This window comes from Kaistella carnis, assembly GCF_003860585.1.
GTDB lineage: Bacteria > Bacteroidota > Bacteroidia > Flavobacteriales > Weeksellaceae > Kaistella > Kaistella carnis.
Genome location: NZ_CP034159.1, coordinates 504,263 through 518,373, shown reverse-complemented (window position 1 = coordinate 518,373; position 14,111 = coordinate 504,263). Strand labels below are relative to the sequence as shown.

11 protein-coding genes are annotated in these 14,111 nt (G+C 35.5%); 5 read left to right on the top strand and 6 right to left on the bottom strand.

Going from position 1 to position 14,111, the window contains the following annotated elements:
- Window positions 1-152: 152 nt before the first annotated feature.
- Window positions 153-725, top strand: a complete 573-nt coding sequence (gene tpx, locus EIB73_RS02330) for a thiol peroxidase (protein WP_125022259.1) — start codon at window positions 153-155, stop codon at window positions 723-725.
- 240 nt (window positions 726-965) lie between these two features.
- On the opposite strand, the gene EIB73_RS02325 is transcribed toward tpx, so the two are convergent.
- The 5 genes from EIB73_RS02325 to EIB73_RS02305 form a co-directional block, all read right to left on the bottom strand.
- Window positions 966-3,350, bottom strand: coding sequence for a TonB-dependent receptor (locus EIB73_RS02325; protein ID WP_125022258.1), 2,385 nt, complete (start codon window positions 3,348-3,350; stop codon window positions 966-968).
- Window positions 3,351-3,422: 72 nt separating this feature from the next.
- The gene (locus EIB73_RS02320) at window positions 3,423-4,289 is read right to left on the bottom strand and encodes a fasciclin domain-containing protein (protein ID WP_228411266.1); all 867 of its coding nucleotides are present in this window, start codon (window positions 4,287-4,289) and stop codon (window positions 3,423-3,425) included.
- 286 nt (window positions 4,290-4,575) lie between these two features.
- On the bottom strand, window positions 4,576-6,561 hold the full coding sequence (locus EIB73_RS02315) for a urocanate hydratase (protein WP_125022254.1): 1,986 nt from the start codon (window positions 6,559-6,561) through the stop codon (window positions 4,576-4,578).
- Window positions 6,562-6,739: 178 nt separating this feature from the next.
- Entirely contained in the window at window positions 6,740-7,033 is a 294-nt protein-coding gene (locus EIB73_RS02310; protein WP_125022252.1) for a hypothetical protein, read from the bottom strand.
- Window positions 7,034-7,060: 27 nt separating this feature from the next.
- Window positions 7,061-7,939: an IS982 family transposase gene (locus EIB73_RS02305; protein ID WP_125021619.1), complete on the bottom strand. Its 879-nt coding sequence runs from the start codon at window positions 7,937-7,939 to the stop codon at window positions 7,061-7,063.
- A gap of 416 nt (window positions 7,940-8,355) precedes the next feature.
- On the opposite strand from EIB73_RS02305, the gene EIB73_RS02300 reads away from it, so the two are divergent.
- The gene (locus EIB73_RS02300; RefSeq protein WP_125022250.1) at window positions 8,356-8,748 is read left to right on the top strand and encodes an acyl-CoA thioesterase; all 393 of its coding nucleotides are present in this window, start codon (window positions 8,356-8,358) and stop codon (window positions 8,746-8,748) included.
- Between the two features lie 51 nt (window positions 8,749-8,799).
- Here the strand turns inward: EIB73_RS02300 and EIB73_RS02295 are convergent, their stop codons facing one another.
- On the bottom strand, window positions 8,800-9,033 hold the full coding sequence (locus EIB73_RS02295; RefSeq protein WP_125022248.1) for a hypothetical protein: 234 nt from the start codon (window positions 9,031-9,033) through the stop codon (window positions 8,800-8,802).
- A gap of 243 nt (window positions 9,034-9,276) precedes the next feature.
- Between EIB73_RS02295 and EIB73_RS02290 the strand changes: the two genes are divergently transcribed.
- The 3 genes from EIB73_RS02290 (at window position 9,277) to EIB73_RS02280 (ending at window position 13,994) form a co-directional block, all read left to right on the top strand.
- On the top strand, window positions 9,277-11,754 hold the full coding sequence (locus tag EIB73_RS02290; protein ID WP_125022246.1) for an FtsK/SpoIIIE family DNA translocase: 2,478 nt from the start codon (window positions 9,277-9,279) through the stop codon (window positions 11,752-11,754).
- Between the two features lie 64 nt (window positions 11,755-11,818).
- On the top strand, window positions 11,819-12,466 hold the full coding sequence (locus tag EIB73_RS02285) for a LolA family protein (RefSeq protein WP_125022245.1): 648 nt from the start codon (window positions 11,819-11,821) through the stop codon (window positions 12,464-12,466).
- A gap of 73 nt (window positions 12,467-12,539) precedes the next feature.
- On the top strand, window positions 12,540-13,994 hold the full coding sequence (locus tag EIB73_RS02280) for an LptF/LptG family permease (protein ID WP_125022244.1): 1,455 nt from the start codon (window positions 12,540-12,542) through the stop codon (window positions 13,992-13,994).
- Window positions 13,995-14,111: the final 117 nt, after the last annotated feature.

Below are 14,111 nucleotides of genomic sequence, written 5' to 3'. Positions count from 1 at the left end.
TATAATTGACAAAAGCAAAATCGAAGACGTTAGTTTGATAAACATCAGGCATCGTCACTTTAATAATAAAGTCAAAAAATTAAAATAGAAAAGATATTGATGAATTTGCCAAATGCTGAATAAAAAGGATAATTTTGATTAAAATTAAAGATATGTTTTTAAAATTAGTATTCAGTACTGTTTTATTCATTTCCACATTCTTATTTGCTCAAAATTCTAAAACAGCAAATACTGTTTTGATGGGCGGAAAACCAGTTCACACGTATGCAAAATTGCCTGCCGTAAATACACAAGCACCTAAATTTAGTTTGACAGATGTAGATATGAAGGACCAAAACCTCGATGCTTACAAAGGGAAATATTTGATTCTTAATATTTTTCCGAGTGTTGATACTGGCGTTTGTTCTGCCTCGGTGCGTCATTTCAATGAAGATGCAGCAAGTCTTCCGAATACGGTCGTGCTTTGTATTTCAAAAGATCTGCCTTTCGCACAGAAAAGATTTTGTGGCGCAGAAGGAATCAAAAACGTAGTGATGCTTTCAGATTTCCGGTCAGATTTCGGAAAAACTTATGGTGTTGAGCTTACAGATTCCGCAATGAAAGGACTTCTGAGCCGCGCAGTTGTTGTCATTGATCCTTCCGGGAAAATTGTCTACGAAGAGCAGGTTGATGATATTGGCCACGAACCGAATTATGAAGCTGCCATTAAAGCCGTAAAAATGTAAAATCCTTTCTTAAAATTTAATAGAAAAACCTGCTCCATTGCAGGTTTTTTTTTATTTACTAAAGATCAATTTATTTCATTATGTCTCCGGTTGTTCTATTATCTTTTTTAAAATACGTAATCTGAAAAATTTACAATTTTGTTTTTAAATCTTACAAAAATCGAAACAAAAAAAGCATTGGATAAACACCAATGCTTAATTCATAATACCGTTCAATTAGGAATATAATAGTTTCTCAATCTAAAATTCAAACATAAATCCAAAATAAGGCAGCGGTGTAGAACGGTCCATTTCCCCCGTTTCCAGAAGATAATATTGCTGGTTTTCCGGAGCGCCAGGATTTCCTATGATTCCATTGTTTTGGCCATCACGTTGCAAATTTACGATGGGCAGATTGCTGGGACTTTTGGATCCATAAGCATTTACGATATCCAAATATGCGGTAAACTGCCATTTTTTAAAAATCCACTTTTTTTCTGCACGCAGATCTAATTGATGCGAAAGATTTCCACGCTCTGAATTTAACAAAGTAAAATCTTTCAAAGGACCATTGGCGATATTCCATACTTCTACCAAAGCACTTCTTTGTAAATCATAAGGGGTTTCAGGCAAGCCGGACTGTAAAAGGAATCTTGCACCAATGTTCCAGTTTCTCTTCAGATACTTTCCTGCGGTAACCGCTAAAATATGTCGCGAATCCCAACTCGATGGTAAAAGATTTCCGGCAGCATTGGAAAATTTTGAGTAACCAAAAGTATAAGCCATTATTCCGTAGAAATTATTTACGGTTCTTTTTTGGGCTAAAAATTCTATTCCATAAGTTTCTCCGAAGCCACGGGAATCCAACGGTTCATTTCCTACAACACCGAAATCCCCACCCACGTTTGCTAAAGAAATCTGGTTTCGCAAAGAAAACGGATAGTTCTTGTATTTTTTATAGTAACCTTCAACAGTTAATCTCAGATTATTTTTTCCGTTGTACTCTACTCCACCCACTAAATGGGCATTTCGAACATATTTTAAAGTACTTTTATTTATTAAACCGCCATTTTCAATAAAACCTAAAGAAGTATAAGCCGGAAGCTGGTAATAGATTCCCGTATTAAAATTAAGAGCAATTTGTGGATTTATTTTATAGCTTAAAGAAAGTCTCGGAGAGAACTGATCCAACGGATTGTCCGTATTCTCTGAGTAATTGCTCGCGTCTAAGCGAACTCCTGCAGAAAACTGTAAATGATCGGAAAAGAATTTCTTGGCTGTTTGTAAATAGAAACCATATTGCATTAAATTAATTTCAGAAACGAATTTGTCAAAATTAAAAGCATTTTGGGTTACATTTTTTACCGTAGAATTATTGTAATATCTGGCCAAATTAATATTTGTTCCTGTACTGAACTGATAATCTGACCAATTGAAATTACGGTCGATCCTCACTTTATTTTCGCTCTCCTGCGATTTGTAATCATACAGTAAATTATCGGGTGTTTCTATATTTCGATAATATTTTAAAGCTTGATTGTCCAGCATATTTCTACTCCAGGTGAAAAGCCAGTTGCCATTCTCTGCCAAATGACGGTAACCGGAACCGATCGTGTAATTCCATTGCGGAGAAACGGGAAGTTGATCAATCAGGGTAAGATTTGTTAAACTTGGATCGGCACTTTCATTAAATTTGAAACTGTCTTTGGCGCCAAGACCTAAGAAAAACAATTCATCGCCAGATTCATATTTCTTAGAAATCTTAAAAGTGCCATCATAATAACTGGGCAAAAAGGGCAGACCGATTGCTTTGAAAAGTAATTGCAAATTCGATTTACGTACACTGAAAAGTCCGCTCCAAGATTGATCTTTGGATAATGGACCATCAACCATTAACTGCATATCGTCTAAACCGATCACCGCTTTGTAACCCAGTTTATCTTTTCTTGCCTGTTTTAAGTTAAATTCAAAAAGCGAGGACAATGCTCCATTTCTGCTGGCTGGAAAAGCGCCGCTGTAAAAATCTACATCTTTTACAAAGTCAATGGTAATAATTCCTCTGGGACCACCGGATGCGCCCTGTGTTTGAAAGTGATTGATAACGGGAACTTCAATACCATCGATATAAAATTTATTTTCAGATGAACTTCCGCCGCGGATAAAGAGATCGTTTCTGAAAGTTGCCGTACTTCCAACGCCCGGAAAACTTAAAATAGCTTTGGAAACATCACGAGTCGAGCCGGCATTCTTCTGAACTTCTTCACTTGTGATATTTCTTAAAGAAAGTGGGCTTTCTGCAGTCGTCTTATATTGTTTTTTGGTGATAATGACTTCATCAATCGTTTTAGCAATTTTATTTAAACCTATAGAAAATGTAAGATTTTGGTTTGGAATAATGTCGATATCAGTTAAAAAACCGGTTTCATAATCTTGTGCGTTAATTTTTAAAGTGTAAGTCCCGGACGGTAAATCAGCGATTAAAACATTTCCATTTCCAAAAAATTCCTCTGAGTTTTTCTCAATGTTGATGGTGGCCGAAAGTGGTTTTTTGGTAAATTGATCGTAGACATTTACGTTAACGCTACCGGATTGAGCTGAGAGGAGAATAGAAAATAGAATAAAAAAAGAAGCTATTTTAAATTTCATAAAATTACATTTTTGCAAAACTACAATAAGCGTCCCAATTGGGACGCTTATAAACATAAAAATAAAAACTAACTATGGTAAAAGAACTCGGTCTATAGCATGAACAATACCGTTACTGCATTGTACATCTGTTAATATAATGTTTGAAACTCGGTTATTGGCATCCGTGATTTTTGCACCACCTGTGGTTGTGATTGTAGACATTCCTCCTTGGAAAGTTGTTACACTCATATTATTCACTAAATCAGTAGAAGCTACACTAGCACCTGCTACAACGTGATATTTAAGAACATTTTCTAAAGTTGCGGTTGGCACTGCAGCTAAATTAGGTAAACCAAGTTCTCCGAGTAATGAAGTGAAAGCAGCATTCGTAGGTGCAAACACCGTAAATGGTGAACTAGCTGTTCCTCCCAAAATCCCTACAAAATCCGGCATATCATTTCTGGTTAAAGCCGCTACAAGTGAAGTGAAATTTGGATTTGCCAAAGCATGAGTAACGATCGTTAGTAATCCAATTACTGCGTCTACTTTGTGGATGACGCCGTTGGTCGCCATAATATCAGCTTTCGTAACATTTGAAATCCCGTTAATTTTAACTCCGGAAGCATTGTTAATAAACATACTTAAATTTCTTGTAGATGATGCTGCACCTTTTGCTAAAGTTGAAACATACCCTGTGGCAATGTCACCCGATGTAACTCTTGTGGCAAGTACATGATTTAATAAAATTTGTTTTAGTGCTGCTACAGGAACATCATTTAAAGAAGCAAAACCATTTGCTTGTAAGAAAGTGTTAAATGCCGCATTTGATGGTGCAAATACGGTGTAAGTTCCGACAGAAGCATCTAAAGTTGCCGCCAAATCTGCTTTGTCAATGGCTGCTTTCAAAGAAGATAAATCAGAGTCTCGTGAGGCAATCGCATAAATGGTTTGACTCATTACTGGTTCGTCATTGTTATTGCTGCAACTCACACCTATAAAGCTGACTGCAAAAAAAACGGCTAAAATTTTAATTAAGTTTTTCATATTGATAGTATTTAATGTCATTCAAATATTGTCAAATAAAATACTACATACGGTAAAATGGTATTTTTTATTATTAAAATTGTCATTTGTAAAATCTATATCCTATATATAAACATATATTAAATACGAAACCCTGCGGCTAAGGCAGGGTTTATAGAAATAGATATTCTTTTAAAAACACTAATCAGCGTTTAATCTTTCACAATAAATTCTCATCAACTAAGTTAGGTAATGTAACTTTCAAATTAGGCTCGATCTCCATGGCTCTTTTAATAGCAAAAATTGCCCCTTCATTTCTCGCCCAACTTCTACGTGAAATTCCATTATTAACATCCCAGAAGAGCATCGATTTTAACCGTCTATCCGCATCTTCTGAACCATCGAGCAACATTCCGAAACCTCCATTAATCACTTCGCCCCAACCGACGCCTCCTCCATTGTGAATGGAGACCCAAGTTGCACCACGAAAACTGTCACCAATCACATTGTGAATGGCCATATCTGCTGTAAAACGGGATCCGTCATATATATTAGAAGTTTCGCGGTAAGGAGAATCTGTTCCGGAAACATCGTGATGATCTCTACCTAAAACCACTGGTCCAATTTCTCCATTTTTAATGGCTTTGTTAAAAGCCTCCGCAATTTTCATCCTGCCTTCTGCATCGGCATATAGGATTCTTGCTTGTGAACCAACCACTAATTTATTTTGTTGCGCTCCCTTGATCCAGCTTATATTATCCTGCATCTGCTGCTGAATTTCGTTTGGTGAATTTTTCATGATCTCTTCCAGAACCGCACAGGCAATGTCATCAGTTTTCTGAAGATCTTCGGGCTTACCACTTGCACAAACCCACCGGAATGGTCCAAAACCAAAATCAAAACACATGGGACCCATAATATCCTGTACATAACTTGGATATTTAAATTCTCTTCCCAAAGTGGGTTGTTCTGACATTACATCAGCTCCAGCCCTGCTTGCTTCGAGTAAAAATGCATTTCCATAATCAAAGAAATAGGTTCCTTTTTGGGTATGTTTATTAATAGCGGCGGCATGTCTACCCAAACTTTCCTGCACTTTTTCTTTAAATAGATCCGGATTTTCAGCCATCATTTTGTTGGCTTCTTCAAAAGGAATTCCGACTGGATAATATCCTCCTGCCCAAGGATTATGGAGTGACGTTTGATCAGAACCAATATCGATATGTAAATTTTCTTTGTCAAATTTCTCCCAAACTTCTACTACATTTCCGAGATAAGCCAGCGAAACAGTTTCTTTATTTTCCTGCGCTTTTTTCACTCTTTTTACTAACTCATCTAAATTTCCGTGAATTTCATCAATCCATTTTTGATCATGACGAATTTTGGTGATTTTAGGATTTACTTCTGCGCAAACAGTGATACACCCGGCAATATTACCTGCTTTTGGTTGAGCCCCGGACATTCCACCTAATCCAGAAGTAAGAAACAAACCGCCTTTCGGCTCTTTTTTAATTTTTCTAAAAGCATTTAAAACCGTGATTGTCGTTCCATGCACAATTCCCTGTGGACCGATATACATATAACTTCCCGCCGTCATTTGTCCGTATTGTGAAACTCCCAACGCATTAAATTTTTCCCAATCATCCGGTTTTGAATAATTTGGGATTACCATTCCATTCGTCACCACTACTCTTGGTGCGTCTTTGTGGCTCGGAAACAATCCCATCGGATGACCGGAATACATGGTCAAAGTCTGTTCGTCTGTCATTTCCGACAAATATTTCATAGTCAAAAGATACTGCGCCCAGTTTTGAAAAACCGCGCCGTTTCCACCATATGTAATTAATTCATGAGGATGTTGTGCAACTGCATAATCCAGATTATTTTGAATCATGAGCATGATCGATTTTGCCTGCTGAGATTTCCCTGGATATTCCTCTATATTACGCGCTTTCATCTCATAATCCGGACGGAACCTATACATATAAATTCGTCCGTAATCTTCTAATTCTTTTCTAAATTCCGGTAGCAATTCTGCATGGAATTTCGGATCGAAATAACGTAAAGCATTTTTTAGAGCTAATTTTTTCTCTTCCTCAGATAAGATTTCTTTCCTTTTCGGAGCATGATTAATCTGGGGATCAAAAGGTTTTGCGGCTGGTAAAATGGGTGGAATTCCTTGTTGAATCTGTTCTTGAAAAGTCATGACTATATTTAGATTTTGAATTAAACTGATCAAGGTTCACAACCTTGAAAAAGCTTTTGATTTCGAAGCTTTAAAGATATTCAAATAAAAAAACACAAACCAAAAAAAAGAGGAAAAATAAATTCTCCTCCTTCTTACTATTGAAAATAAATGCTGATTAAAAAGTGTTAACACTAATTTATGAGAGAAGATCTTCATTTCTTTCCTCGTGATTATCCCGATTATCGCTTAAACTGTAAAAATTATTTTCTTCGTCTTCAGACCCAATCTCTTCCATGGCGTCATCTGCTTTTGAACCGGGAACATCTAGATCGCCTCCCAACCTATTTTCTTCCATTTCACCAAGTTCTATAGGATTTCCGTCACCATCCAAAGAAATATGTTCTTCCTGATTGAAAATATCCTCTTCCGGATTGTAATTCATTTCTTTTAAATTCTCATTCTGCTCCTGTTTGTTATCTTCTGGTATCATAATATAATATTTTAACCTGTTGTGCATTTAGCACAAATTAACTTTTAGTTTATTCAAACTTCTTTTGAAGACGAAAAAATTGAGGTATTGAATCATCGTAAAAGAAGTTATTTTCGACACTATCCTTGTCGCCAAACCTTGAAAGGTTTTTGCAAAGTTCACGTTTATTGTAAACTGGCCGCATAGTTGCGATATATTGGTTTCAATCCGTTTCCTTATGTTTGATTTTGTCCTTGAAAACTCTACAAAACCATGCTGGTTTTTCCTCATCGGGACCGAAAGATTTATCTTGGAATAGTTGAATAAATCTACTTGAAATTTTTTACTGATATATCCTCTGTCCCCGATCAATAAACAGTTTTTAAAGTTTTCCTTAATATCCTTGAGGTAATTTACATCATGAACATTTGCAGGGGTGAAATCAAAAGAGTGAAAGATTCCATTCTTGTCACAAACCGCATGAAGTTTATAGCCAAAATACCTTGACTTCTGCGCGGCACAATATCCAAACGAAGGTTTGATATCATCTGTGGAACAAATTGCCGAACGGTTTGCACGACTGAATTTACATATTTCAATCGGTGTTGAATCAACAATGAAGACATCGCTGAAATCAGAAAATTTACCGCTTAAGGTCTCCCTTATTTTTTCAATATATGGAAAAAGCCTCCTCCTTCTTTTATTGTAGACGCTCCTCTCGATCTTCCCATCCAAATCGGTTCCCGAAATACATCTAAACAACTGTAATTCAGAGTTAATGGACATGTATTCAGCGGTAATATTAAGTGCCACAAGTTCCAAGTCAGACATTTTCGGGAGTCTGATCTGCTTATTTGACTTAATATGTTTACAGGTTGCTGTCAATTCTTTTAAAATAATTTCGTAGTTTTGAATGAGATTGTTCATGTATTTAAATGACTTGGTAATCAATTAAATATACGATTTTTTAATCAAATGGACAATCTTTTTTCCTTTCAATTTCTAAATGCACAACAGGTTATTTTAGTGTTTTAATAAGATGTCAAAAATGATTCCAAGAATTATTTTTGAAATTTTCAAATGATCCATTTCCACCTTGCTAATGAAAAACAATATCAAACTCTGGAAGAGAAAAAAAATCTATATTTGCCCCGTAAATTTCAATGTAAAGGTGAATCGTGTTTGAATCACGAACTGTCGCGCAACTGTGATTCGGGTTTCCCGAAAGTCAGATCCCTCCTTTGAAATTAAAGTGCTTTCGCGATTTGAAGCAGAAAAATTTCTAAACTTAATTGTTTACTTTCTGTTCATTTCCCTTATTAATCCTTTTAATAATTTAAAAAATGAATTACGAAGAAAAAATTCAAGAGTCCGAAACCCGGGTATTTAAAGTAGTATTTCCCAATATTACGAATCATCATAATACCATGTTTGGTGGAACAGTGATGGAAATGATGGATGAAGTTGCTTTTATGACTGCTACACGATTTGCCCGAAAATCTTTTGTTACTGTGAGTTGCGACAGAATTGATTTTAAAAATCCGATTCCCGCCGATACCTTGGTTGAACTGATTGGAAAAGTAAAATATGTAGGGAATTCCAGTTTAAAAGTCAACGTACAGGTTTTTGTAGAAGAAATGTATAGTGAAAGTAGAGAAAGGGCGGTTTCCGGAGATTTCACTTTAGTCGCTATCGGTATTGATAAAAAGCCTGTTAAAATATTTGAAAAAGATTAACTTAAATCAAAAAATTCCGCATTACAGCGGAACTTTTATTTATAAAATAGGTTACATGTCGTCTTCCAGAGCCTGATTTTTATTATTCTCCCAGGCATCTTGATAGGATTTTTGTTGATTTTTCCAGGCATCCGGTGGTACTGCATTTTCTGCATCAATGGGTCTGTCATTAATAATCTGTTCCCCATCTTTATCTGATTCATCTCTTAGCACACGATCCTTAACCTCTGAATTATCTATAATTCTACTTTCTTTTTCTGTGATTTTATCATTTTGATTTTCCATAATTTATAATTTTTTGAAATTGTGATAAGAAATCAACAAATAATATTCCGTACTGATAAAAGAAATCTTTTATTTTAAATAAACAGGATAACTTAGAAATTAAGGATAAAATTCACTGCCCTATTTTTTTTGAAATAAGGGCAAATTCTTTATCTAAATATTTCTTCTTAAAAACAATATAAATTCTCTTTAATTCAGAAAAATTACTTAAATTTTATTATTAAATTTGCCCTCATTAATATTATGGAAAAAGACATTAAAAAAAGTCCTGCAAAAACGGCTGAGCAAAATAAAACCCTTTCTAAACCACGTATATTTTTCGGAATTTTATTTCTTTTGATTTCGGTGGTAAGTGCCCTTTCTTTCGTTTCTTATTTAATGAACTGGAAAGCAGATCAAAGTCAGGCTGGCACCATGCTTGACAAAGAGATTCAATCATCCAATATTTTTGGAAAGATTGGTGATTGGCTGGGCAATATTTTTATTTTTGACAGCATTGGTATTGCGGCATTTATTGTGGCTTTTCTATTTTTTGTAGTGGGATTAATTATTCTTAAGAAAAATTATTTCAAACCCTGGAAAACCGTGGGTCACTCCTTGTTCTTTATTTGCTGGCTTCCAATATTTATGGGCGCTGTAACTAAAGGTGAAGGTGTTCTAAGTGGAGTTTACGGTTATCAAATAATGGATTTTCTTAACTCCATTATTGGGACTGCAGGTTTGTGGCTTGTGATCGTGGTCAGTATTGCTCTTTATTTTATTTTGGAATTTAATCTGAATCCAACCAATATTAAAACAAAGCTGAATAATCTTAATGATAACACGGTTGGAAAAGTAAAAGGGATGATGCCACGTTCCGAAAAAAGTTTCGAGGCTGATGAAGAGTTAGAAGAAATAGCAGATTCAGAAGAAGAAAAAATTACGGTGAGCGAAAGTGCTCCTCTATCAAAGAAAGTGACAAAAGATCCAGTTACAGGATTACCGGATATTCCGATTAATCAGGATCTTGAAACCATCGTAACGCCAAATCAGACTTCCTTTTATGAAAGTGCAGAAAATAATTCGGTGACCTTAAGTCCGACTCCGTCCGTACCAATCGTAGATATTGCCCCTAAAACAGATGATATTAACTTTAAGGTAGAAGTTGCTAAAACAGTAGATATCGTTGATGAAAGTGATAGAGCTTCACAGGAACTGGTTGATAAACACGGTTTTTATGATCATAAGCTGGATTTGGCTAAATTTCAAATGCCAACACTCGATTTATTGCGCGATTATGGAAACGAAGAAATCTCTGTAAATAAAGAAGAGTTAGAAGAAAACAAAAATAAAATCGTTGGTTTACTTAAAAACTTTAATGTCGGAATCTCCGAAATTAAAGCAACCATCGGACCTACTGTGACATTATACGAAATCGTTCCGGAGGCAGGAATTCGGGTTGCTTCTATTAAGAAATTACAAGATGATATCGCTTTAAATCTTTCGGCTTTAGGAATTAGAATTATTGCTCCGATGCCGGGAAAAGGAACGATTGGAATTGAAGTTCCCCGTAAAAATCCATCTATGGTTTCAATGAGAAGTGTGATCGCTTCTCAGAAATTTCAGAATTCTGACATGGATCTACCAGTTGTTTTCGGTAAAACAATTTCCAATGAGATCTTCATGGCCGATTTAGCAAAAATGCCGCATTTACTTATGGCGGGAGCTACAGGTCAGGGTAAATCAGTTGGGATCAATGCCATTTTAACTTCTCTACTTTATAAGAAACATCCAAGCGAGTTAAAATTTGTCATGGTTGATCCGAAAAAAGTAGAACTTTCACTTTATTCAAAAATCGAAAGACATTATTTAGCAAAACTTCCAGATGGCGAAGATGCCATTATTACCGATACTCACAAAGTAATCAATACATTGAATTCCCTTTGTATCGAGATGGATCAGCGTTACGACCTGCTAAAAAATGCTTTCTGTAAAAATATTAAGGAGTATAATAAAAAATTCTCTGAACGTAAATTGAATCCTGAAAACGGACATCGTTATTTACCTTACATTGTTCTCGTTGTTGATGAGTTTGCCGATTTAATCATGACCGCCGGAAAAGAGGTAGAACTTCCTATCGCCAGATTGGCACAGTTGGCCAGAGCGGTTGGAATTCACTTGATCGTGGCAACTCAAAGACCATCCGTTAACGTCATTACGGGAATGATTAAAGCCAATTTCCCTGCAAGAGCGGCGTTCCGTGTTATTTCAAGTGTAGATTCGCGTACCATTTTAGATTCTCCGGGTGCTGATCAATTAATTGGTAAAGGAGATATGCTGTATTTCAACGGAAATGAAATTATGCGTTTGCAGTGTGCTTTCGTTGATACACCGGAAGTTGAAAAAATAGCCGAATTTATTGGAGAACAAAAGGGATATGCGAGTGCGTTTATGTTGCCGGAATATTCGGGCGAGGAAACCACTTCTACAGTGGGGGCCTTTGATCCTAATGAAAAAGATGTATTATTTGAAGATGCAGCAAGAATTATCGTTTCTACGCAGCAAGGCTCTACATCGATGCTGCAACGACAGTTGAAATTAGGATATAACAGAGCCGGCCGTATCATGGATCAGTTGGAGGCCAGCGGAATTGTGGGTGGATTTAATGGTGCGAAAGCAAGAGAAGTACAGATTTCTGATTTAAATTCTTTGGAACAGTTTTTGGAAGAATTGCGAAAGTAATTGAAAAATCTTAAACATTAGTTTAACTTTAAAGTCAATTATTCATCCAAAAAATAAAGAAAGAATGAAAAATATATTTAAAAAATTATCCGTTGGAATTTTAGTTGTTGCAACAACAGCAAGTTTTTCTGCTCAGAAAATTGATGCCAAAGCAAAAAATATTCTGGATGCGGTTGCTACAAATTATAAGAGTAAAAATAACGTTTACTTTAAATTTGTTTACGGAACGGGAACCGGTAAAAAAGTGACCAAGACAGAACCAGGTATCTTCTATTCTGCAAAAGATAAATATAAGTTAAAAATCATGGGCATTGAACAGATCTATGATGGAAGTAAAATTTACAATATCTCTGCAGAAGATCAGGAAATTACCGTTGCAAAACCAACAGGAAGCGAGCAGATGTTCTCTCCCCTCAACTATATTGAAGAATATAAAAAAGGATATAATGTAAAATATATTGGAAAACTTAATGTAAATGGAGTAAATTCTGACTACATTAAATTGACGCCAACTACAAATAATGGAATTAAGGAAGTGAATATCTTTATAAACGATGCTAAAAAGAAGTTAGTGAAGATTGAACAATTCTCAAAAGATAACAGCGTTTCCGTAATCGCAATCAGTGATTATAGAGAAAATCAAAAGTTAAGCAACACCATGTTTAACTTTGATAAAGATCAATACAAAAATTATTTTGTTACCGAACTGTAGCAATAAATAAGTCATTATAAAAAAAGTCACAAAGGAAAAAGTTCTTTTGTGGCTTTTTTGGTAAATTTGAACCATGATTAAAAAACTCGACGGTTACGTCATAAAAACTTTTTTCGGTCCGTTTATGTTCATCTTCAGTGTATTGTTTTTCATATTTGTGGTGAACATTATCTGGATACGATTGGCGCAGTTTACAGGAAAAGGTTTGAGTTACTGGGAAATTTTGAGATTACTTTCCTACCTCTCTGCTATTGTGGTTCAGCTGGTTTTACCACTTACGATTTTACTTTCAGCGATTATGACATTTGGTGATTTCGGGGAACGATATGAGTTGGCTGCCATGAAGGCTGCAGGGATTTCTCTGACTCGAATTATGTTGCCTTTATTTTTCACCACCCTCCTCTTCTCGACTTTTTTATTCTTTTTTTCCAATAATGTTGTGCCCGATTTTCAGCGAAAAGCAAAGAATATGCTTTATAATATTGCCGCAACAAAACCTGCGTTAAATTTTACACCAGGTCAATTTATTCAACAAATTCCTGGCTACAGCGTAAAATTTGACAAAATATCGGGTGAAAACGGTGAAAATCTTACCGGAGTTTTCATTCGTAAAATGGCTACTTCCTTTGAAGATCAACAATCCATCGTTGCAGAAAAAGGCAAATTTGTACCGGCAGATAATCCCAATTATTTGAAACTCGTATTATTTGATGGTCACATTTATGAAGATCAATTAAATGGTGTTGACTACAACCAACGCATGAAACAACCGGATCAGGCTATTAAATTTGACACTTTGGTTTCCCACTTTAATATTTCTGAAATTATAGATAAAGCTTTGGAAGCAGAAAAGATTACCGATGACTATTCATTTCAGAATATCGTACAACTTAACAATACGATTAAAGAAGCCAAAAAAAGCAATGAAGGCACTTTAAATAATTTAACCTACGAATTGGTGAGTCAAACCAACAGTTATGTAAATTATATTGATAAGACAAAACCAAAAGTTAAAATTTCAGCGCCTGCGCAAATCGATACTGTAAAATTGAAAAAGAAGCAGGAGATTCTTTATTCCGCTTACAATAAAATTGAAAGTGTAAAAGAATCTACGAAAGCTAAAGATTCGCAATTAAAAGATATGCACGGTTATTTTGCAAGAGTGGTCATGCATCAGCAAAGGATCGCGTCGTTCTCCATTACGTGTATTATTTTCTTTTTGATTGGTTCAAGTTTAGGCTCTATCATTAGAAAAGGTGGTTTAGGCTTGCCGGTGGTGATCGCAATCGCGGTCTTCATCCTCTTTTACGTTCTTAATTTATCTGCAGAAAATATTGCTTGGGCAGGAAATATGGATCCTTATCTTGCTGCCTGGCTCCCCAATTTAATTCTATTACCATTTGGTATTTGGCTTACCTATAAAGCCTTAACCGATTCCCAGCTGTTTGACGTTGAAAAGTATAAATCCTTTTTCAAACCGATCGTTAACCGATTCTCCAAGAATAAAGAACATACTCGCTATCGTTAATTAGATCGTAAAACATTAGCAAAAATAAAAGAATGTTTTGCAACGATGTTTTTGGGAGGATTATATTACGGCAAAACAAAAAGAAGCCGTCTCAATACTGAGGCGGTTTTTTCTGTG